The organism is Vibrio sp. 5S239 (assembly GCF_041439575.1).
GTDB lineage: Bacteria > Pseudomonadota > Gammaproteobacteria > Enterobacterales > Vibrionaceae > Vibrio > Vibrio kanaloae.
Window position 1 is genome coordinate 36044 of record NZ_JBGOOM010000015.1, and the last position, 22372, is coordinate 58415.

The window sequence follows — 22372 nt, forward strand, 5'->3', positions numbered from 1 at the left end:
GTTTCTCAAACGAATTCTAAAAATCCTATAGGGGGAAACAACTGGTGAATATTTTAGGATATGCACAGAAGTTAGGTAAGGCGTTAATGCTACCTATCGCAACGCTTCCGATTGCGGCGCTTCTATTACGTTTAGGTCAAGGCGATCTACTTGATATTCCATTTATGGCTCAAGCTGGTGGCGCTATCTTCGGTAACCTACCATTGCTATTTGGTCTAGGTATCGCAATTGGTCTTTCTAAAGACGGTAACGGTGCTGCAGGTCTTGCTGGCGCTGTGGCTTATTTTGTACTAACAGCGACAGCAACGACAATTAACGCAGACGTTAACATGTCATTCTTTGGCGGTATCTTCGCGGGTATCATCGCAGGTCACTCTTACAATGCTTTTCATGCGACACGTCTTCCTGAGTGGCTGGCATTCTTTGCGGGTAAACGTTTAGTTCCGATTATGGCTGGTCTATTTGCACTTGTTGCTGGTGCTGTATCTGGTGTGGTTTGGCCTGGAGTTCAATCCGGTTTAGATACGCTAGCTCATGCTGTCTCAACGTCTGGCGCTATCGGCCAATTCGTTTATGGTACGCTTAACCGTGCACTTATCCCTGTAGGTCTACACCACGTATTGAACTCATACTTCTGGTTTGGTATGGGTACATGTCAAGAAATCATCGTTGCTGGTCAAGGCGCATTCGCTAACATCACTCAACTTTGTGTTGACCCAGCGCTTGCTAAAACTCTAGTTGTTGGCCAAGAGCACACATTCACATTCGCTAACTCTGTAACTCCAGAAATCACTACTGTAGTTAAAGAAGTGACTGAAACTGTTAAATCTGGCGACCTACACCGTTTCTTCGGCGGCGATAAAGGCGCTGGCGTATTCATGAACGGTTTCTTCCCAGTAATGATGTTCGGTCTACCAGGTGCAGCACTTGCAATGTACCTAGCTGCTCCTGCTGAAAAGCGTAGCCAAGTTGGTGGTGCACTGTTCTCAGTTGCATTCTGTTCATTCCTAACAGGTATCACAGAGCCGCTAGAATTCATGTTCGTATTCCTTGCTCCTGCTCTATACGCAATGCACGCTGTATTTACAGGTCTGTCTCTAGTCGTTGCTAACATGTTTGGTACTCTGCACGGTTTCGGTTTCTCTGCTGGTCTTATCGACTTCGTATTGAACTGGGGTCTAGCAACTAAACCATTCGTACTACTACTAATCGGTCTTGGCTTCGGTGCTCTATACTTCTTCACTTTCTCTTTCGCAATCCGCGCTTTCAACTTGAAATCGCCAGGTCGTGAAGATGATGACGAAGCTGTTGCTGCTCCTGTTGGCGATGCACCAAAGGGCGACCTTGCACGTCAATACCTGAAAGCTCTAGGTGGTCACGACAACCTAACTTCAATCGACGCTTGTATCACTCGTCTACGTCTAACTCTTAAAGACCGCTCTGTTGCAGATGAAGTTGTTCTTAAGAAACTAGGTGCTAAAGGTGTGGTTAAACTAGGTGAAAACAACCTACAGGTTATCCTAGGCCCACTAGCTGAAATCGTAGCTGGCGAAATGAAAGCTATCGGTGCAGGCGAAGACCTATCTGATGTAAAACTTCCATAGTAAGGGAAGTACTTAATTAAGACGTAAAGTTACTCTTAAGTAAGTGTCAAATTGAAAGCCTCCCACATGGGAGGCTTTTTTGTGCCTGTGATTTAAGTTCGGTGAACAAGGTTCGTTCTATTCTTTACCGAATAGTAGAAATAATCACAATTAACGGACGGTTCTTATTGTGCAAAGGCAAAGAATTGTGGATGATTAGCAACAATGATCTTTCTACCTTTGACTGGCGCTACAAGCGAGCGTTTTCTTGGAGGCGGAAGATAACTTTCTCTGACAATACTAAATACATAGAGGTGCTATAGATGAGTGAAGCTGAGGCTCGTCCATCGAATTTCATTCGCCAAATTATTGATAAAGATTTAGCTGATGGTACACACAGTAGCGTGCATACTCGTTTCCCGCCGGAGCCAAATGGCTACCTGCACATTGGTCACGCTAAATCTATTTGCTTGAACTTTGGTATTGCTCAGGACTACCAGGGACAATGTAATCTTCGTTTCGATGATACAAACCCTGAAAAAGAAGACGTTGAATACGTTGAGTCAATTAAGAATGATGTAAGTTGGTTAGGCTTCGAATGGTCTGGTGATATTTGTTACTCATCAAACTACTTCGATACGCTTTACGCTTATGCTGTGGAATTAATTAATAAAGGCTTAGCGTATGTTGACGAGCTAAGTCCTGATCAAATCCGTGAGTACCGTGGCACGCTAAAAGAGCCAGGTAAAGCGAGCCCATACCGCGACCGCAGCCCTGAAGAGAACCTAGCGTTGTTTGAAAAAATGCGTGACGGTGGTTTCGAAGAAGGCAAAGCGTGTCTACGTGCTAAGATCGACATGAGCTCTTCATTCATGGTGATGCGCGATCCTGTTATCTACCGTGTTCGTTTTGCTAACCACCATCAGACAGGTGACAAGTGGTGCATTTATCCAATGTACGACTTCACTCACTGTATTTCTGATGCGTTGGAAGGTATTACTCACTCTATCTGCACTCTTGAATTCCAAGACAACCGTCGTTTGTACGACTGGGTGTTAGATAACATTACGATTGACAGCCAACCTCGCCAGTATGAGTTTAGCCGCTTGAATCTTGAATACACAGTGATGTCTAAGCGTAAGCTGAACCAACTTGTGGTTGAGAATCTAGTTCAAGGTTGGGATGACCCTCGTATGCCTACTATCTCTGGTTTACGTCGTCGCGGGTTTACTCCAAGCTCGATTCGTGAATTCTGTAAGCGTATTGGTGTAACGAAGCAAGAGAATATGATTGAGTTCGGTTCGCTTGAATCTTGTATTCGTGATGACCTGAATGAAAATGCACCTCGTGCGATGGCTGTTCTGGATCCTGTGAAGGTAGTGATCGAGAACTACGAAGCAGATACAGTAGAAACGCTAACCGTTGCAAACCACCCAAATAAGCCGGAAATGGGTACTCGTGAAGTACCATTTACACGTGAAGTTTGGATTGAGCGTGATGACTTCCGTGAAGAGGCAAACAAGAAGTACAAGCGTTTGGTTCTAGGTAAAGAAGTTCGTCTACGTGGCGCTTACGTGATCAAAGCAGAACGTATCGAAAAAGATGCAGAAGGTAACATTACGACCATCTTCTGTTCTTACGATAACGAAACTCTGGGTAAGAACCCTGCAGATGGCCGTAAAGTGAAAGGCGTTATCCACTGGGTATCAGCTAATAAAGCACTGCCTGCTGAGATTCGTTTATACGATCGTCTATTCACAGTGGCAAACCCAGCCGCTGCTGACGACTTTGCAGCAACGCTGAACCCTGAATCTCTGGTTACGCTAAACGGTTTTGTTGAGCCTAGCTTAGCTGAAGGCGTGGCAGAGCAAGCGTACCAGTTTGAACGTACCGGTTATTTCTGCGTAGATTCGAAAGACTCTAAAGCAGACGCGCTAGTATTCAACCGTACAGTTGGCTTGCGTGACACTTGGGGTAAAGCTGAAGCTTAATAGCTCTGTTTCTCAAAGCTTAGTTTCTCAAGATGCGATTAATAAAAAACCGGCTTAGAGCCGGTTTTTTTGTATCTGGATAAAATAACAAATTGTGGGTCAAGCTGATGTGAATCTTACTACCGCATGAGCCCAAATAAAAAACGCCGGCCTAGCCAGCGTTCTTTGTTACTTCTTCGCTTTATGTGCGTCTGGGTTGCCTTTGCAATCCCCAGTGATGCTTTTACCATACAGATACAAACTGTGGTTAGTTAGCTGTACGTTGTAGCGTTGAGCGATTTCTTTTTGTCTTTCTTCGATAAGATCATCAGAGAATTCGATAACTTCACCGCAGTCTAGACACACTAGGTGGTCATGGTGATGCTGTGTTGAAAGTTCAAATACAGACTTACCGCCTTCGAAGTGGTGGCGAGTTACAATGCCAGCGTCATCGAATTGGTTAAGCACTCGATAAACGGTCGCAAGCCCGATCTCTTCACCTAGGTCGATCAGCTTTTTATATAAATCTTCAGCACTAATATGTTGGCAGTCTGGTTGTTGTAATACTTCTAAAATTTTGAGCCTTGGGAGGGTCACTTTAAGACCAGCATCTTTTAGCGCTTGATTGTTGTCTGACATATACTTTCCTGTTGATGATCTGCAGCAATTAACAGTATTCAATATTAATACCATTATAGTTTAGTCAGGCATAACAATAAACCACGAACTTATAAGGGTTTCTATCCAGCATCACAATCTGTTTTGTAAATTGGAAGTATCTCACTTATAGTGGAGGTAAGACCAGTAACGGTCGCGGGATTTCTAATGTGAACATGGAATGTTGTCATGAACAAGCAACTTGCAAGAATATATAAACCAAGCATTGTAAGGTTCGCACTCAATGTTTGGCCTCCGTTTTGGGGCGCTGGTATTAAGATAGCCCATATTAGCTCTGATTTCAGGGTAGTAAAGACGGTGCTCAAGCTGCGTTGGTGGAATAAAAATGCCAATCGTACTCAATATGGAGGTAGTATCTTCTCCTTAACCGATCCGGTTTACTCGTTGATGTTAATGGGAATTTTAGGTGAGAGATACTATGTGTGGGATAAGGAAGCGAGCATTAACTTTATCAAGCCTGGCCAATCTGACTTGTATGCAGACTTTGAGATAAGCCAAGGACAACTTGATGAGATTTATCGGCAGACGCAGCTTGGAGAAAAGTGTTTCCCAGAATTCATTATCTATGTAAAAGATAAACAGGGGAATGTGGTATCAGAAATCCAGCGAACCTTGTATGTAAGGAAGAAGCCACAATTTAGAGAAGATGACGATAAAGCCTTAGAAGCGGAATGTTAGTCTTTGAGTATTAAACAGAAAAACCTCCATTTAGGAGGTTTTTCATTATCTATATAGTTGTAATTAATTGTAACAATTAACAACCGTTAGAGGATTAGTCTTCTAGCTCTGCAAGGCACATCTCTTCGTGGATTTGTTTAACCCAGTTAGATACACGCTCATCGGTTAGCTCTGGTTGACGATCTTCATCAATACATAGACCAACGAATTGGCTGTCGTCACCTTCAACTAAACCTTTTGATGCTTCAAATTCGTAGCCTTCAGTTGATGTGTGACCTAAGATCGTACCACCTTTCGCTTCTACGATGTCACGGACAGTACCCATAGCATCACAGAAGTACTCTGCGTAATCTTCTTGGTCGCCACAACCGAAGATAGCAACAAGTTTGGTTGAGAAGTCAATTGCTTCTAGTTCTGGGAAAAAATCATCCCAATCACATTGAGCTTCGCCGTAATACCACGTAGGAATACCAAGCAGCAGTAGATCGAAGTTATCGATATCCTCTTTGCTGCTTTTTGCAATGTCTTGAACGTGAACGAGTTGTTTGCTCAATTGCTTTTGAATCATCTTAGCAACAGCTTCAGTGTTACCTGTATCGCTACCAAAGAAGAGACCTACACTTGCCATAGAATCATTACCTTTCATTTTGTCTGTTGTCGGTGTAATAAAGTTCGGAAGGGAGTCATTAGATCCCTGTTCCTTCCCAGCTTAGTTGGATTATCCCTTTGGCGATAAAACCTGCACAACCAAGGAAAAGTACTAACCATACGATGCGACGACCAAATACAGGGACGTTTCCCTGCTTTAGAACATCTCTAATTGCCATACCGATCAAAAAGAAAATCGCGGCAAATAGGAGATCTAAACCAACAGATTCAATGATGTTCATGTAGTCGTAAAGCATGGGAACCTTATATACCAATTTTGCTTGGGCGCACTATATCACTGTTGTGAGATAAAGTTAATCTACACTGATTACACAGTTCTCATTTATCTGCATGAAAAAGAGTACTTAAGCGATGAACTTTCTGATTGCTCTGAGTACTTCGGCTGGCTTTTCTGCATGCAGCCAGTGCCCCGTGTTTGCGATGACATGAGCTTTCGCATTAGAAAATTGCTGCTGAACAGCAGTTTGATGTTCAGCCGTGAGGTAATCAGAATCCCCACCTTTTATCAGCAAGGTTTTGACCGACGTTTTATCAATAGGTTTCCAACCAATGATCTGCGAGTAATTAGCGAGCAGTGACGCAACATTGAAACGCCATTCCATAACCCCTTGCTCTGATTTAAACAAAGATTTGGTCAAGAACTGACGAACGCCATCAATCTCGATATGTTTTGCGAGAACCTTTAGCGCCTCTGAGCGAGAGGTCGGTTGTTCTTCGATCACAGCTTGCAGGCCAGCGAAGACGTTGTCATGGCGGTTTTTTGTGTAGGCGACAGGTGCCATGTCTAAGACAACTAACTTGCGCAGTGTAAGGTGCTCTGTCAGTGCCATCGCTACTTTGCCTCCCATTGAGTGCCCAATGACAGTGACATCTTGTAGCTCAAGATCATTCAACAATTGAGCGACATCCTGTGCCATCGCTTGATAGTTGTGAGTGTCACTATGGAAAGATTGACCGTGGTTGCGTAGATCGACACTAAGCACCTGATGATCGGCTTTTAGATCCCTAGCGAGTAAGCCAAGGTTGTCCAGATTACCGAATAATCCATGGATCAAAACAATGGTGTGACCCTCACCTTCAATTTTATAGTTGAGCTGTACTGACATTTTTATCTTATTCATGGTGGGTTTGACGTAGAGTATCCGCGCGGATCTCGCTATAATCCCCCAGAGTTTAAACATTGAGATTGTGAAAAGCGAATGAAAACAATTGAGGTTGATGAAGACCTATACCGTTTTATTGCGGGTCAGACAGAACGTATTGGCGAAAGCGCTTCAGATATTCTGCGCCGCTTGTTACAGGTTGATAGCCAAGGTATGGCTCCGATCGAAGAGATCGTTGAGCCAAAAGGTATCGTTGTTAGCAAAGAAGTCGGCTTTACTCCAGAGAAGGTCGATGGCGTTAAAGAAATGCGCTCACTACTAATATCAGATGAGTTTGCGTCACTAAAGAAAGCCATTGATCGTTTCATGCTGGTGTTATCGACACTGCATAAAATCGACCCTGAAAGCTTTTCAGAAGCAACTCAAGTAAAAGGCCGCAAGCGTGTTTACTTTGCAGATAACGAAGCGACTTTGCTAGAAAATGGCAATACAACTAAGCCTAAGGCCATCCCACAAAGTCCTTTTTGGGTTATTACTAATAACAACACTAGCCGTAAAAGACAGATGGTTGAGCAGCTTATGAGCCGTATGAGTTTTCAAGCAGAATTGATAGAAAAAGTAACAGGTTCAATTTAACGAAACCTGATTTAAACCTCATAATATCCATGGATAAGTAGATATTATGAGGTTTTTTTGTTTTTAAATTTTATATATAAGGATGTCTAAAATGGCTATGCACCCTCGTGCTGGGCAAAAAGCTCAGCAGGAAGATCTTCATAATATTCCGGCTTTAGTGGCTAACTATTTCTTACAGCAACCGGATGCTAACAACCCAGATCATAAAGTATCGTTTGGTACTTCTGGCCACCGTGGTACCGCAGACAAATCAACATTTAACGAAAATCACATTCTAGCGATTGCACAGGCAGTTGCTGAGGTTCGTGCCGAGCAGGGGACAACAGGCCCACTTTTCTTAGGTAAAGATACTCATGCTCTATCTGAGCCTGCGTTTTCTACTGTTATCGAAGTGCTTGTAGCGAACGGTGTTGAAGTTATTATTCAAGAAAAAAATGGCTTTACTCCAACACCAGGTGTCTCGCACGCGATCCTTACGCACAACCTAGCGAATGATAAAAAAGCTGACGGCATTGTTATCACACCTTCACATAATCCTCCTCAAGACGGCGGTATCAAATACAACCCGACACACGGTGGTCCTGCTGGAGCTGAATTAACTCAAGCGATTGAAGATCGCGCGAACGTTATTATCGCTGAGCAAATGCAGGGTGTTAAGCGCACTCCTATCGCACAGGCTAAACAGTCCGAGTTAGTGAAGGAAGTAGATCTCGTTGCCCCATACGTTGCTGATTTGGTTAACGTGGTTGATATGGAAGCGATTCAGAAAGCAAACATCAAAATTGGTGTTGATCCACTAGGTGGCAGCGGTATCGATTACTGGCGTCAAATAGGTAAAGCGTACAACTTAGATCTTACTTTGGTAAGTGAAGCCGTTGATCCTTCGTTCCAGTTTATGTCTTTAGATAAAGATGGCGTGGTTCGTATGGATTGTTCTTCTCCGTACGCGATGGCAGGTTTACTGGCGCTTAAAGATGACTATCAACTAGCGTTTGGTAATGACCCTGATTACGATCGCCACGGTATTGTTACGCCAAAAGGCTTAATGAATCCAAACCACTTCCTAGCAGTATGTATTGACTACTTATACCGTAACCGTGAAGGTTGGGGCAAAGATGTTGCTGTTGGTAAGACACTGGTATCAAGCGCTCTGATTGACCGCGTTGTTGCTAATTTAGGTCGCGAGCTTTGCGAAGTGCCAGTTGGTTTCAAATGGTTCGTTGATGGCCTTTATAACGGTCAGTTTGGTTTCGGTGGTGAAGAGAGTGCAGGTGCATCTTTCTTACGTAAAGACGGTACGCCTTGGTCAACAGATAAAGATGGACTGATTCTTTGTCTACTTGCGGCTGAGATCACAGCAGTTACTGGTAAGAACCCACAAGAATACTACGAAGAACTTGCTGCTAAACACGGTGAATCTAAGTACAACCGTATTCAAGCAGTAGCCAATGGCGCACAAAAAGACGTGCTTAAGAAGCTATCTCCAGAGATGGTTTCAGCTGAGACGCTTGCTGGTGATGCAATTACTGCGCGCCTAACGCATGCTCCAGGTAATGGCGCTGCGATTGGCGGCCTAAAAGTGACGACAGAGAACGGTTGGTTTGCTGCTCGTCCATCAGGCACGGAAGACATCTACAAGATCTACTGTGAAAGCTTTAAAGGTGAAGATCACCTAAAAGCAATCGAAGCAGAAGCTCAAGAGATAGTTAACCAAGTATTTGCTGCCGCTGGTCTATAATCAAATCTCGATTACTAGAGTCACCAAATAAATAGTAGAAGGGTTGATGTGAAAGCATCAGCCCTTTTTATTTGTCTGTGAGTAAGTGGCTAAGACTAAGTCAACTCAATGGATTAGCCGTGTGGCCAACTTGGTGGCATCACAAACCAGAACTGCCCAGACTTGGTTTGTCCGTGAACGAAGCGATCACCAAACTCAGTAAGAGGTTCACAGGTGAAGTCATCAGTGCCAGCTGCCCATTGCTCTTTGGTGAGAGGGTAGAGTACTTCAGAGATTAAATGGGCTTGGTTTTGATAGCACCAAAAACCGTTTACTTGGCTTGAATTAATGTCGTAACCCAAACATTCAGTAGGTACTTTTTGATCTAAGAAGGGGTTGGTATATAGACGACCCTGCATGAGGAGATGTTTTGAGTCGACATCGATCTCTGGATATTGCTTAACAAAGGCCGTTGAAGACGACATACCCAATTGGTGGCTCAACATCCTATCGAGCTTCTTATCTAATTGGTCATGAGCGTTAGGACCAAACCATGTTTGTTCATGAAGTAGGTAAAACTTAATCGCCACTTCCCAATGTTGCAGTTTTTGGCTGCTCTCTTCTTCGAGAATAAAGTCGATAGCACCTAGTGTTCTACCTTCAACATTAATCTGAATCTCATCGTACTTGATCGAATAATTATCCGAAGCACCGATAACTTGTTCACATAGGTGCTGGTAGAGGAAACCTAACCTAGGGTTACCATTATATGTATGTGATGAATCGATAGTATGAGGGCCTGAGAAGCCCTTGAGATCAGAAACGGGTGGTTTGATTTCCAGTAACGGTGGCGAGTCGATAACCCATTGGTAAAAACGTTGCAGTGCTGTCATCTTTTCCTCATAAACATAGCTCTTTATAAACATAACCCTGGGGCTTTCGACATTCTACCCGTAAATTGATATAACGGCGTTATTATAAAGGTAAGCTGGAAATAAAAATGAATAACTTACAATTAGAAAAGCTACTGAACGAAAAACTTCAGCCACAGCAGATTAAAGATTACTGTCCTAATGGTCTTCAAGTAGAAGGTGCTTCTGAAGTGAAGCGAATTGTAACTGGTGTAACAGCTTCTCAAGCACTGATTGATAAAGCGGTAGAATTGAGTGCCGATGCTTTGTTAGTTCATCATGGTTACTTTTGGAAAGGTGAGTCAGAAGCCATTCGCGGTATGAAAGGCAAGCGCATTCGCACTCTGATTAAAAATGACATTAACCTTTTTGGTTATCATTTACCTCTCGATATTCATCCTGAGCTTGGCAACAACGCCAAGCTAGCTGAGCTACTCGATATTGAGATAGAAGGAGGCTTAGAAGGGCACCCACAATCGGTTGCTATGTTTGGTAAGTTGAAAGCGCCAATGACAGGTGCAGAGCTTGCAGATAAAGTCAACCAAGCTCTGAGTCGTAAACCACTGCATATCGCTCCTGAAAACCAAGACAAACTGATTACCACTGTGGGTTGGTGCACTGGTGGCGGTCAAGATTACATTGAACTTGCCGCGTCTCAAGGTATTGATGCTTTTATCTCTGGTGAAATTTCAGAGCGCACAACGTACTCAGCTCGTGAGCAAGATATTCATTACTTCGCTGCAGGTCATCACGCAACAGAGCGCTATGGTGTAAAGGCATTAGGTGAGTGGCTAGCAAACGAACATGGTATAGATGTTGAATTTATCGATATTGATAACCCAGTATAGCCACATTTAGAGGTTGTAACTCTCTGGATATTTGTACCTTCATTGAAGTGATACGAAATACTGGTATACAAAAAAGGGTTGATGTTAATACATCAACCCTTTTTGATTTCAATTGATTAGAAAAGTCGAAACCTTACTATTCGCGTTCGTGTATCGCTTGGAAATCACGCTGCTCTTGACCAGTATACAACTGACGAGGGCGACCGATACGATTCGTCGGATCGCTGTGCATTTCGTTCCAGTGTGCAATCCAGCCGACAGTACGAGACATCGCAAAGATTACCGTAAACATAGATACTGGAATGCCAATTGCTTTCAGAATGATACCTGAGTAGAAATCTACGTTCGGGTATAGCTTCTTAGAAACAAAGTACTCATCAGAAAGAGCGATACGTTCAAGTTCCATGGCTACGTCAAGTAGTGGATCTTGAATATTTAGCTCTTTAAGTACTTCGTGACATGCTTCGCGCATTACTGTTGCACGTGGATCGTAGTTTTTGTAAACACGGTGACCAAAGCCCATCAAACGGAATGGGTCATCTTTATCTTTTGCTTTCGCAACGTATTCTTCAATTTGATCTACGCTACCGATCTCTTCAAGCATACGCAGACAAGCTTCGTTTGCACCACCGTGAGCTGGGCCCCAAAGTGATGCGATACCAGCTGCGATACACGCAAACGGATTAGCACCCGATGAACCAGCCAGACGTACAGTGGACGTTGAAGCATTCTGTTCGTGATCTGCGTGTAGGGTCAAGATCTTATCCATAGCACGAGCAACGATAGGATTCACTTCATACTCTTCACATGGATTTGCAAACATCATGTGTAAAAAGTTTTCCGCGTAACCTAGGTCGTTACGTGGGTAGATAAACGGTTGACCGATTGAATATTTATAACACATTGCGGCCAGTGTTGGCATTTTTGAAATCAAGCGGTAAGCCGCAATTTCACGGTGTGTGTCGTTGTGAATATCAAGTGAGTCGTGGTAGAACGCTGCTAGAGCGCCTACAACACCACACATTACAGCCATAGGGTGAGCGTCACGGCGGAAACCGTGGAAGAAACTAGCAATTTGCTCATGCACCATAGTGTGACGTGTTACGGTAGTCTTGAACTTTTCGTACTGAGTTCGAGATGGGGCTTCACCGTAAAGAAGTATATAACACACTTCTAAGTAATCAGCGTTATTGGCAAGTTGGTCTATTGGATAACCACGATGTAAAAGAATACCTTTTCCACCGTCAATAAAAGTGATTTGAGACTCACAGGATGCAGTGGCAAGAAAACCAGGGTCAAAAGTGAAAAAACCGTTAGAACCTAGTGTTCGAACATCGATCACAGGCGTACCGAGTACACCCTCTGTAATCGGCAGCTCGATTGGCGCTTGACCTTCAATGTGAAGGGTCGCTTTCTTATCCGCCATAACAATCTCCTTTGTTTATTATTTAATCCATCCAGGATGTTTATGTGCCGTTTTTTTACTGGTCTTACGTGAGAAAGTCAATTTTTCTGCAGCTTTGTGTGCACTTGTTAGTGTTTTTTAGATTAAATTCGTTAAAAGTCTGGTCTGTGTAGCATTATTTGTTACGTCAATTGTATTAGAATGTTGCCAGCCGTATAGTGGCGCTGAAAAGTTTGGTTAAAACCTTATAAACGAAAGGCTAAGAAGAAATGTGAGGTGGCTTTCTTAGTCTAGCGATTAACAAATATTTTACAATTATCTAAGGCTCAACTTCAGTTATTTGTTAAGTTAATGTTAAATTTTGAAGGTTTGCGATCAAATTTTGTCCATAACAATATCATAAGGTTATTTAATGACCATAATGCTCAATGGAGCTGAGTGAGCAAGCCCGTGAAAGAAAGAAAGACAAGACCTGTTAATTTAGATTTACAGACCATCCACTTTCCGATCACAGCAATAGCTTCCATCCTACACCGTGTGTCTGGGGTGATAACTTTTGTCGCGATTGGAATTTTGCTTTGGTTACTATCCATTTCCCTCTCATCCCCAGTAGGCTTTATGGAAGCTAGCGACATTGTCGATGGTTTCTTCGTGAAGTTTATTCTGTGGGGCATTTTAACCGCTTTGGCTTACCACATTGCTGGTGGTATTCGTCACCTTCTTATGGACTTAGGTCACTTTGAAGAGCTGGAGTCTGGCGCTAAGAGCGCTAAGGTTGCATTCGCAGCAACAGCGGTATTGTCTCTATTAGCGGGGATCTTAGTATGGTAAACAACGTTTCCACTTTTGGTCGTAATGGTGTTCACGATTATCTACTTATTCGTGCAACTGCCATCATTATGACTCTTTACACTATCTACCTAGTGAGCTTCTGTGCTTTCTCTGGTGATATCTCTTACGTATCTTGGACTCAATTCTTTGGTGGAACCTTCACTAAAGTATTCACCATGTTAGCGCTTACTTCTGTTTTGGTTCACGCGTGGATCGGATTATGGCAAGTACTAACTGACTACATCAAATGCGCAAAACTGCGTGTTGGTCTTCAAGTCGGTGTTGTTGCAGTTCTTCTTGGATATTTCTTCTCTGGTCTGTTTATTTTGTGGGGTGCGTAAGTGACTATTCCTGTTCGTGAGTTTGATGCCGTAGTTATCGGCGCTGGTGGTGCAGGTATGCGTGCCGCACTGCAAATTTCTGAGCAAGGCCTATCTTGTGCATTGCTTTCTAAAGTTTTCCCTACTCGTTCTCATACGGTTTCAGCACAAGGCGGCATCACTGTTGCTCTTGGTAACGCGCACGAAGACCATTGGGAACAACATATGTACGACACCGTTAAAGGTTCTGATTACATCGGTGACCAAGACGCTATCGAATACATGTGTAAAAACGGTCCTGAGTCGGTAATCGAACTTGAAAAAATGGGCCTACCTTTCTCTCGTTTCGAGAACGGTACTATTTACCAGCGTCCTTTCGGTGGACAATCTAAAAACTTTGGTGGTGAGCAAGCGGCTCGTACCGCAGCTGCAGCCGACCGTACTGGTCACGCACTGCTTCACACACTTTACCAACAAAACATTAAGCACAAAACGACGGTTTTCTCTGAGTGGTATGCACTGGATCTTGTTAAGAACGAAGATGGTGCAATCTTAGGTACAACCGCGCTTTGTATGGAAACGGGCGAAGTTTGCTACTTCAAAGCGAAGGCAACAATCCTTGCGACTGGTGGTGCTGGTCGTATCTACGCATCAACAACCAATGCACACATTAACACTGGTGACGGTGTTGGTATGGCGATTCGTGCTGGCGTTCCTATGCAAGACATCGAAATGTGGCAGTTCCACCCAACGGGTATCGCTGGCGCAGGTGTATTGGTAACAGAAGGGTGCCGTGGTGAGGGGGGGTACCTTCTCAATAAAGATGGCGAACGCTTCATGGAACGTTATGCACCAAACGCTAAAGACTTAGCGGGTCGTGATGTTGTTGCTCGTTCAATGATGGTTGAAATTCGTGAAGGTCGCGGCTGCGATGGCCCTTGGGGTCCGCACATCAAGCTTAAGCTTGATCACCTAGGTAAAGAGACACTTGAATCTCGTCTTCCTGGCGTATGTGAACTTTCTCGTACCTTTGCTCACGTTGATCCAGTGAAAGAGCCAATCCCAGTAATCCCGACATGCCACTACATGATGGGTGGTGTTCCAACACAAGTTTCTGGTCAAGCTATTAAGCAAACGGAAGACGGAAGCGATGTTGAAATCCAGGGCCTATTTGCTTGTGGTGAAATCGCATCAGTATCAGTACATGGCGCCAACCGTCTAGGTGGTAACTCACTGCTTGATTTAGTGGTATTTGGTCGTGCGACAGGTCTACACCTAGGTGAGACACTGAAGAAGCAAGACGAAGCTAAGCCTGCAACTGAAGCTGACATTGAGCGTTCACTAGAGCGTTACAACCGTTGGGAAAACAGCACAGACGGCGAAGATCCAGCGCAAATCCGTAAAGATCTTCAGCAATGTATGCAGAACAACTTCTCAGTATTCCGTGAAGGCAAAGCAATGGCTGAAGGCCTAGAAGAGCTTAAAGCAATTCGCGAGCGTCTGAATAATGCACACCTATCTGATAAGTCTACAGAGTTCAACACTCAACGTATCGAGTGTCTAGAGCTTGAAAACTTGATGGAAACGGCATTCGCAACGGCTGTTGCTGCAAACTTCCGTACAGAGAGCCGTGGTGCACACGCTCGATTCGATTTCCCTGACCGTGATGATGAGCAATGGCTATGCCACTCTCTTTACAATCCAGAGTCAGAGAGCATGACTAAGCGTGGTGTAAATATGGAACCTATCCATCGTGAAGCGTTCCCACCTAAAGCACGTACGTACTAAGGAGATATGACCATGAAACTGAATTTCTCTTTATACCGTTACAATCCAGATGTCGATCAGAAGCCTTATATGAAGGAATATACCTTAGAGGTGGATGAAGGTTCAGACATGATGCTTTTGGATGCGCTTATTCTGTTAAAAGAGCAAGATCCAACCATCTCATTCCGTCGCTCATGCCGTGAAGGTGTATGTGGTTCGGATGGTTTGAACATGAATGGTAAGAACGGTCTAGCGTGTATTACGCCGTTGTCTGCGCTTTCTGGCCAAGACAAGATTGTTATTCGTCCATTGCCTGGCTTGCCTGTTGTTCGTGACCTGATTGTTGACATGACTCAGTTCTACGATAACTACGAGAAAGTGAAACCATTCCTAGTGTCTGATGGCAATGTACCACCGGCACGCGAAAACTTACAAAGTCCTGAGGAACGTGCGCACTTAGATGGATTGTACGAATGTATCATGTGTGCATGTTGTACAACATCTTGCCCATCATTCTGGTGGAACCCTGATAAATTCATCGGGCCAGCAGGCCTGCTGGCGGCGTACCGCTGGCTAATTGATAGCCGAGATACTGCGACAGACGAACGTTTGTCCGATCTTGATGATGCATTTAGCGTTTTTCGTTGCCATGGCATAATGAATTGTGTAAGTGTTTGTCCTAAGGGATTAAATCCGACGAAAGCGATTGGTCACATCAAGACCATGTTAGTGAATCGCTCGGTTTAAGTGATATAAAAAATTGCCGCCCTAGAAGCTTTGGGGCGGCCTTTTAATAGCTCGGCATAGACCGCAGCAAACGTGAAAACTACTGGTTAAGGGAAAATATGCACAACGGCGTGATGAAGGCATGGCTCGAGTCTTCACACTTGGCTGGCGCCAATGCAACGTACGTAGAAGAACTCTACGAACTGTATCTAAGTGACCCCGACTCGGTAAGTGACGAATGGAGAAGTGTTTTCGAAGAATTGCCTGTGCAAGCTTCAGAAACGGTGGAACAACCACACTCTCGCATTCGTGAATACTTCCGTCGACTCGCTCAAGAAACAAAGCATTACAATGTCCAAGTTAGTGATCCAGATGTCGATGCGAAACAAGTAAAGGTTCTGCAACTTATCAATGCTTATCGATTCCGAGGGCATCAAGCTGCAAATTTAGACCCCCTAGGTTTATGGAAAAGAGATACAGTCGCTGAACTGGATCCCTCTTTCCACACTCTTACCCAAGATGACCTCAATGAGACGTTTAACGTCGGATCTTACGCCATTGGCCAAGAGACGATGGTACTTAAAGATCTCTACAAATCTCTAAAGCAAACTTATTGTGGTTCGATTGGTGCTGAATACATGCACATGACGAATACAGAGCAAAAACGTTGGATTCAACAACGTTTAGAGTCTGTTTCTGGTCAACCCTCCTTCGATAAAGAAGAAAAGCAAGCTTTCCTAGAAGAGCTAACCGCTGCTGAAGGTCTTGAGCGCTATCTTGGTGCTAAGTTCCCAGGTGCAAAACGCTTCTCATTGGAAGGTGGTGATGCGTTGATCCCAATGACGAAGGAACTTATTCGTCATGCTGGTGGACAAGGCATGCGTGAAGTCGTTGTTGGTATGGCTCACCGTGGTCGTCTAAATATGTTGGTCAACGTGCTAGGTAAAAAGCCACAAGACCTATTTGACGAATTTGCGGGTAAGCACGACGACACATGGGGAACCGGTGATGTGAAATACCACCAAGGTTTCTCTGCGGACTTCGCAACACCAGGCGGCAACGTTCACTTAGCATTAGCATTTAACCCATCTCACTTAGAAATCGTAAACCCGGTAGTTATCGGTTCAGTACGTGCTCGCCAAGATCGCCTAGACGATAAAGATGGCAGCCGTGTACTTCCAATTACTATCCACGGTGATTCTGCTATTGCTGGCCAAGGTGTGGTACAAGAGACGTTTAACATGTCTCAAGCTCGTGGTTTCTGTGTAGGCGGTACGGTTCGTATCGTTGTAAATAACCAAGTTGGTTTTACAACATCTAATCCTCGCGATACTCGTTCGACTATGTACTGCACTGATATTGCAAAGATGGTTCAGGCGCCTATTTTCCACGTTAATTCGGATGATCCAGAAGCGGTGGCATTTGTGTCTCGCCTTGCATTAGACTACCGAAATACGTTCAAACGTGATGTTGTTATTGATTTGGTTTGTTACCGTCGCCACGGTCACAACGAAGCCGATGAGCCGAATGCAACACAGCCCTTGATGTATCAAAAAATCAAGAAGCACCCAACACCACGCAAGCTTTATGCAGACGTGTTGATGGAGCGTGGTGAGTTTGGTATCGATACTTCTACGCAACTCGTTAACGAATATCGTGATGCTCTTGATCACGGTGAAGTCGTGGTTAAAGAGTGGCGTCCGATGGCTCTTCATTCAGTAGATTGGTCCCCTTATCTAGGGCACGACTGGAATATTGAGTGGGATAACAAAGTTGATCTCGAGCGTCTGAAAGAGCTTGGTAACAAACTTTGCCAATACCCAGACAGCCATAAGCTGCAAAGCCGAGTAAATAAACTGTACAACGATCGAATTGCTATGGTGAATGGTGAGAAGCAAGTCGATTGGGGTATGGCTGAAACTTTAGCTTACGCAACACTGGTCGACGACGGGAAGCGTATTCGTATTTCTGGCCAAGATTCTGGTCGTGGTACTTTCTTCCACCGTCACTCAGTACTGCACAACCAATCTGATGCTAGCACTTATGTTCCTCTTGAGAACATTCATGATAAACAAGGGCCATTCCAAGTGTTTGACTCCGTGTTATCTGAAGAAGCTGTACTGGCGTTTGAGTATGGTTACGCGACAGCAGAGCCCGGTGGTCTAACGCTTTGGGAAGCACAATTCGGTGACTTCGCAAACGGTGCACAAGTGGTTATCGACCAATTTATCTCGTCAGGTGAGCAAAAGTGGGCACGTTTATGTGGTCTAACAATGCTACTTCCTCACGGTTATGAAGGCCAAGGCCCTGAGCACTCTTCTGCTCGTCTTGAGCGTTACCTTCAATTATGTGCTGAACAAAACATGCAGGTTGTTGTACCTTCAACACCGGCTCAGGTTTACCACATGATCCGTCGTCAGGTTGTTCGTCCAATGCGTCGTCCTCTGATTGTAATGTCACCAAAATCATTGCTTCGTCATCCTCTGTGTACTTCTTCTATGGAAGACCTAGCAGAAGGCACGTTCCAACCAGCTATCGCAGAAATCGATGATCTGGTTCCTGAGAACGTAAAACGCGTCGTGTTCTGTTCAGGTAAGGTTTACTTTGACCTGCTTGACCAAAGACGTAAGAACGAGCAAGACGATGTCGCTATTGTACGTATTGAGCAACTTTACCCGTTCCCTTATGAGGATGTGAGAGCTGCTATCGCACAGTACACAAATGTAGTCGATTACGTTTGGTGTCAAGAAGAGCCACAAAACCAAGGTGCTTGGTACAGTAGCCAACATAATTTCCGAGCTGCTATCCCAGTAGGTGCTGATATTCAATACGCAGGTCGTCCTGCATCAGCATCACCAGCTGTTGGCTATATGTCGGTACACTTGAAACAACAAAAAGCGTTAGTTGACGACGCTTTGACCCTACTTAAGAACTAGAAGTAAAAGGAAAATACGCACATGACAATTGAAATTCTGGTTCCAGATTTACCTGAATCTGTGGCTGATGCAACAGTTGCTACTTGGCACAAAAAACCGGGCGAAGCGGTTGCACGTGATGAAGTCATTGTAGATATCGAAACAGATAAAGTAGTTCTAGAAGTACCAGCTCCTGAAGCGGGTGTTCTGGAAGCTATCATCGAAGAAGAGGGTGCTACGGTACTTTCGAAGCAGCTTCTGGCTAAAATCAAGCCGGGTGCTGTCGCTGGTGAACCAACGAAAGACACCACTGAAGATACAGAAGCATCTCCTGATAAGCGCCATAAAGCTGCGCTAACAGAAGAGAACAACGACGCACTAAGCCCAGCTGTTCGTCGCCTGCTTGCTGAGCACAACCTACAACCAGCTGACGTTAAAGGCACTGGTGTGGGTGGTCGTATTACTCGTGAAGACATCGACGCACACCTAGCAGCAGCGAAAGCGGCTCCTGCAGCAGCATCTGCACCAGCAGTTGAAGCGCCAGCAGCGGCTCGCAGCCAAAAACGCGTGCCAATGACTCGCCTACGTAAGACAGTTGCAAACCGTCTTCTAGAAGCGAAAAACAGCACAGCAATGCTGACGACTTTCAACGAAGTGAACATGAAGCCAATCATGGACCTTCGTAAGCAGTACAAAGACCAATTCGAGAAGCGTCACGATACGCGTCTTGGTTTCATGTCTTTCTACGTGAAAGCAGTAACAGAAGCACTGAAGCGTTTCCCAGAAGTGAACGCTTCTATCGATGGTACCGATATCGTTTACCACAACTACTTCGACATCAGCATGGCGGTATCTACGCCACGTGGTCTAGTGACTCCAGTACTGAAAGACTGTGACACACTAGGTTTCGCTGATATCGAAAAAGGCATCAAAGAGCTAGCGATCAAAGGCCGTGACGGCAAGCTAACTGTTGATGAACTGATGGGCGGTAACTTCACTATCACAAACGGTGGTGTCTTTGGTTCTCTAATGTCTACGCCAATCATCAACCCGCCTCAAGCGGCAATTTTGGGTATGCACAAAATCCAAGACCGTCCAATGGCTGTTGATGGCAAGGTAGAGATTCTACCAATGATGTACCTAGCGCTTTCTTACGACCACCGTCTAATTGATGGTCGTGAATCAGTTGGCTTCCTAGTGACCATCAAAGAGCTTCTAGAAGATCCTGCACGTCTGCTATTAGACGTTTAGTATCGCTAAAACGTCTAGTTAACCCCGTTAGCTAGACGTAAAAAGTTTCAAAGGCTAGGCTGCTCAACGTCTGGCCTTCAATTGAACTGTAAAGCCATTAGAAAATGGACAGCAGTTGATTTGAGAAGACCCTACAGACGTAACACAGGAAACTGTGTCGTTATGGAAATAATAATCCCTTAAGGGAAAATAAACGGAATATCAAAATGAATTTGCATGAATACCAAGCCAAACAGCTGTTTGCAGAATTCGGTTTGCCTGTACCAGAAGGTTTCGCATGTGATACTGCACAAGAAGCTTTCGAAGCTGCAGGTCGTATCAGTACAGCCAAGAAAGTCGTTAAGTGTCAAGTACACGCTGGTGGCCGCGGTAAAGCAGGCGGCGTAGAGCTACATGACACGAAAGAAGGCGTTAAAGAGTTTGCACAAAAGTGGCTAGGTAAAAACCTAGTGACTTACCAAACAGACGCTAATGGTCAGCCTGTAACAAAGATCCTAGTTGAAGAAGCATCAAACATTGCTAACGAACTTTACCTAGGTGCTGTTGTTGACCGTGCAACGCGCAAAATTGTATTCATGGCGTCAACTGAAGGCGGTGTGGACATTGAGAAAATCGCTGAAGAAACTCCAGAGTTGATTCACCAATCAGCGATCGATCCTCTAGTGGGCCCTCAAGCTTACCAAGGCCGTGAACTGGCGTTCAAACTTGGTCTAGTTGGCGATCAAATCAAACAGTTCGTTAAGATCTTCATGGGTCTTGGCCAAATGTTCTCTCAGTACGACCTAGCCCTACTAGAAATCAACCCGCTTGTAATTACTGGCGAAGGCAACCTGCTTTGTCTTGACGGCAAGATCAACATTGACTCAAACGCAATGTACCGTCAGCCAAAACTGCGTGAAATGCACGATCCATCTCAAGAAGATGAGCGCGAAGCACACGCAGCACAGTGGGAACTGAACTACGTAGCACTAGATGGCAACGTTGGCTGTATGGTTAACGGTGCAGGCCTTGCGATGGGTACGATGGATATCGTAAACCTACACGGCGGCAAGCCAGCAAATTTCCTTGATGTAGGCGGCGGCGCGACAAAAGAACGTGTAGCTGAAGCATTCAAGATCATCCTTTCTGATGACAATGTTAAAGCAGTACTAGTAAACATCTTCGGTGGCATCGTTCGTTGTGACATGATCGCTGAAGGTATTATCGGTGCAGTTAAAGAAGTAGGCGTAACAGTTCCTGTCGTTGTTCGTCTAGAAGGTACAAACGCAGACCTAGGTCGCGAAGTACTTGCTAATTCTGATGTTGATATCATTGCAGCTGAATCTCTAACAGATGCTGCTCAGAAAGTTGTTGCTGCTGCGGAGGCTAAATAATGTCTGTATTAATTAACAAAGACACTAAAGTAATCTGTCAGGGTTTCACTGGCGGTCAAGGTACATTCCACTCAGACCAAGCTATCGCATACGGTACGCAAATGGTTGGTGGTGTTTCACCTGGTAAAGGTGGTCAAACTCACCTAGGCCTTCCAGTATTCAACACAGTACGTGAAGCAGTAGAAGTAACTGGCGCAACTGCAACAGTTATTTACGTACCAGCTCCTTTCTGTAAAGATGCAATCCTAGAAGCGATTGATGCAGGTATCGAACTGATCGTAACGATCACTGAAGGTATCCCTACAACAGATATGATCGACGTTAAAGTGAAGCTAGAAGAAACTGGCGTTCGCATGATCGGTCCTAACTGTCCAGGTCTTATCACTCCAGACGAGTGTAAGATTGGTATCATGCCTGGCCATATCCACAAGAAGGGTAAAGTAGGCATCGTATCTCGCAGCGGTACTCTGACGTACGAAGCAGTTAAGCAAACAACAGATGAAGGCTTTGGTCAGTCTACGTGTGTTGGTATCGGTGGTGACCCTATCCCAGGTTCTAACTTCATTGATATCTTAAAGCTTTTCCAAGAAGACCCTGAAACTGAAGCAATCGTAATGATTGGTGAGATCGGCGGTACTGCGGAAGAAGAAGCGGCTGAGTTCATCAAAGCGAATGTAACTAAGCCAGTTGTTTCTTACATCGCTGGTGTTACTGCTCCTCCGGGTAAACGTATGGGCCATGCAGGCGCAATCATCTCTGGCGGTAAAGGTACTGCTGAAGATAAATTCGCAGCACTAGAAGCAGCAGGTGTTAAGACAGTTAAGTCTCTTGCTGACATCGGTAAAGGCCTACGTGAAATCACAGGTTGGTAATCAGCTGGCTTTTATCGATTGAGATAGAAGTTAATTGAATGATATTAAAAAGGCTTGGTCACTGACCAAGCCTTTTTCTTTTGTGAGCGGTTCTTTTGTAAATAATTGCCGCATCAACT

The 22372-nt window shown here is 44.6% G+C and carries 20 protein-coding genes; 14 read left to right on the forward strand and 6 right to left on the reverse strand.

Features of this window, described 5'->3' with window-relative positions; genetic code table 11:
- Positions 1 to 44: 44 nt before the first annotated feature.
- Both nagE and glnS read left to right on the forward strand, forming a co-directional pair.
- The gene (gene nagE, locus ACED48_RS12855; RefSeq protein WP_032547903.1) at positions 45 to 1604 is read left to right on the forward strand and encodes an N-acetylglucosamine-specific PTS transporter subunit IIBC; all 1560 of its coding nucleotides are present in this window, start codon (positions 45 to 47) and stop codon (positions 1602 to 1604) included.
- Positions 1605 to 1906: 302 nt separating this feature from the next.
- Positions 1907 to 3574, forward strand: a complete 1668-nt coding sequence (gene glnS / locus ACED48_RS12860) for a glutamine--tRNA ligase (RefSeq protein WP_017056395.1) — start codon at positions 1907 to 1909, stop codon at positions 3572 to 3574.
- A gap of 168 nt (positions 3575 to 3742) precedes the next feature.
- Here glnS and fcrX read toward each other — a convergent pair whose 3' ends face one another.
- Complete coding sequence (fcrX, locus tag ACED48_RS12865) at positions 3743 to 4192, reverse strand: ferric iron uptake transcriptional regulator FcrX (protein ID WP_004734226.1); 450 nt, start codon at positions 4190 to 4192, stop codon at positions 3743 to 3745.
- 207 nt (positions 4193 to 4399) lie between these two features.
- Here fcrX and ACED48_RS12870 point away from each other — a divergent pair, with 207 nt between their 5' ends.
- Positions 4400 to 4909, forward strand: coding sequence for a DUF4442 domain-containing protein (locus tag ACED48_RS12870; protein ID WP_017056396.1), 510 nt, complete (start codon positions 4400 to 4402; stop codon positions 4907 to 4909).
- Positions 4910 to 5003: 94 nt separating this feature from the next.
- Here ACED48_RS12870 and fldA read toward each other — a convergent pair whose 3' ends face one another.
- From fldA to ACED48_RS12885, 3 genes are all read right to left on the reverse strand, one after another.
- Entirely contained in the window at positions 5004 to 5537 is a 534-nt protein-coding gene (fldA, locus tag ACED48_RS12875; RefSeq protein ID WP_017056397.1) for a flavodoxin FldA, read from the reverse strand.
- Positions 5538 to 5595: 58 nt separating this feature from the next.
- On the reverse strand, positions 5596 to 5814 hold the full coding sequence (locus ACED48_RS12880) for a DUF2788 domain-containing protein (protein ID WP_017056398.1): 219 nt from the start codon (positions 5812 to 5814) through the stop codon (positions 5596 to 5598).
- Between the two features lie 108 nt (positions 5815 to 5922).
- Positions 5923 to 6684 carry an alpha/beta fold hydrolase gene (locus ACED48_RS12885; RefSeq protein ID WP_017056399.1) on the reverse strand — a complete coding sequence of 254 codons (762 nt, stop codon included), beginning with the start codon at positions 6682 to 6684 and terminating at the stop codon, positions 5923 to 5925.
- 93 nt (positions 6685 to 6777) lie between these two features.
- Between ACED48_RS12885 and seqA the strand changes: the two genes are divergently transcribed.
- Positions 6778 to 7317, forward strand: a complete 540-nt coding sequence (seqA, locus tag ACED48_RS12890) for a replication initiation negative regulator SeqA (protein WP_017056400.1) — start codon at positions 6778 to 6780, stop codon at positions 7315 to 7317.
- A 91-nt stretch (positions 7318 to 7408) separates the two neighbouring features.
- Positions 7409 to 9055: a phosphoglucomutase (alpha-D-glucose-1,6-bisphosphate-dependent) gene (pgm, locus tag ACED48_RS12895; RefSeq protein WP_017056401.1), complete on the forward strand. Its 1647-nt coding sequence runs from the start codon at positions 7409 to 7411 to the stop codon at positions 9053 to 9055.
- Positions 9056 to 9168: 113 nt separating this feature from the next.
- Here pgm and ACED48_RS12900 read toward each other — a convergent pair whose 3' ends face one another.
- Positions 9169 to 9927: a DUF1853 family protein gene (locus ACED48_RS12900; protein WP_017056402.1), complete on the reverse strand. Its 759-nt coding sequence runs from the start codon at positions 9925 to 9927 to the stop codon at positions 9169 to 9171.
- A gap of 107 nt (positions 9928 to 10034) precedes the next feature.
- Here ACED48_RS12900 and ACED48_RS12905 point away from each other — a divergent pair, with 107 nt between their 5' ends.
- Complete coding sequence (locus ACED48_RS12905; RefSeq protein ID WP_017056403.1) at positions 10035 to 10793, forward strand: Nif3-like dinuclear metal center hexameric protein; 759 nt, start codon at positions 10035 to 10037, stop codon at positions 10791 to 10793.
- A gap of 136 nt (positions 10794 to 10929) precedes the next feature.
- Here the strand turns inward: ACED48_RS12905 and ACED48_RS12910 are convergent, their stop codons facing one another.
- Positions 10930 to 12219 carry a citrate synthase gene (locus ACED48_RS12910; RefSeq protein ID WP_017056404.1) on the reverse strand — a complete coding sequence of 430 codons (1290 nt, stop codon included), beginning with the start codon at positions 12217 to 12219 and terminating at the stop codon, positions 10930 to 10932.
- Between the two features lie 417 nt (positions 12220 to 12636).
- Here ACED48_RS12910 and sdhC point away from each other — a divergent pair, with 417 nt between their 5' ends.
- The 8 genes from sdhC (at position 12637) to sucD (ending at position 22253) form a co-directional block, all read left to right on the forward strand.
- Positions 12637 to 13029, forward strand: coding sequence for a succinate dehydrogenase cytochrome b556 subunit (sdhC, locus tag ACED48_RS12915; RefSeq protein ID WP_019820486.1), 393 nt, complete (start codon positions 12637 to 12639; stop codon positions 13027 to 13029).
- Entirely contained in the window at positions 13023 to 13370 is a 348-nt protein-coding gene (gene sdhD / locus ACED48_RS12920) for a succinate dehydrogenase, hydrophobic membrane anchor protein (RefSeq protein ID WP_017056406.1), read from the forward strand. Before sdhC ends, sdhD begins: the two co-directional genes overlap by 7 nt.
- On the forward strand, positions 13371 to 15137 hold the full coding sequence (sdhA, locus tag ACED48_RS12925; protein ID WP_017056407.1) for a succinate dehydrogenase flavoprotein subunit: 1767 nt from the start codon (positions 13371 to 13373) through the stop codon (positions 15135 to 15137).
- Between the two features lie 12 nt (positions 15138 to 15149).
- Positions 15150 to 15863, forward strand: a complete 714-nt coding sequence (locus ACED48_RS12930) for a succinate dehydrogenase iron-sulfur subunit (RefSeq protein ID WP_017056408.1) — start codon at positions 15150 to 15152, stop codon at positions 15861 to 15863.
- A gap of 98 nt (positions 15864 to 15961) precedes the next feature.
- Positions 15962 to 18778 (forward strand): 2-oxoglutarate dehydrogenase E1 component, encoded by a 2817-nt coding sequence (gene sucA / locus ACED48_RS12935; RefSeq protein WP_017056409.1) that lies wholly within the window; start codon positions 15962 to 15964, stop codon positions 18776 to 18778.
- A 21-nt stretch (positions 18779 to 18799) separates the two neighbouring features.
- Positions 18800 to 20008: a 2-oxoglutarate dehydrogenase complex dihydrolipoyllysine-residue succinyltransferase gene (gene odhB, locus ACED48_RS12940; RefSeq protein WP_017056410.1), complete on the forward strand. Its 1209-nt coding sequence runs from the start codon at positions 18800 to 18802 to the stop codon at positions 20006 to 20008.
- Positions 20009 to 20214: 206 nt separating this feature from the next.
- Positions 20215 to 21381, forward strand: coding sequence for an ADP-forming succinate--CoA ligase subunit beta (gene sucC, locus ACED48_RS12945; protein ID WP_010436793.1), 1167 nt, complete (start codon positions 20215 to 20217; stop codon positions 21379 to 21381).
- A complete protein-coding gene (gene sucD / locus ACED48_RS12950; RefSeq protein WP_004734209.1) occupies positions 21381 to 22253 on the forward strand; it encodes a succinate--CoA ligase subunit alpha in 873 nt (290 codons plus the stop codon). Before sucC ends, sucD begins: the two co-directional genes overlap by 1 nt.
- The last annotated feature ends 119 nt before the right edge of the window (positions 22254 to 22372 follow it).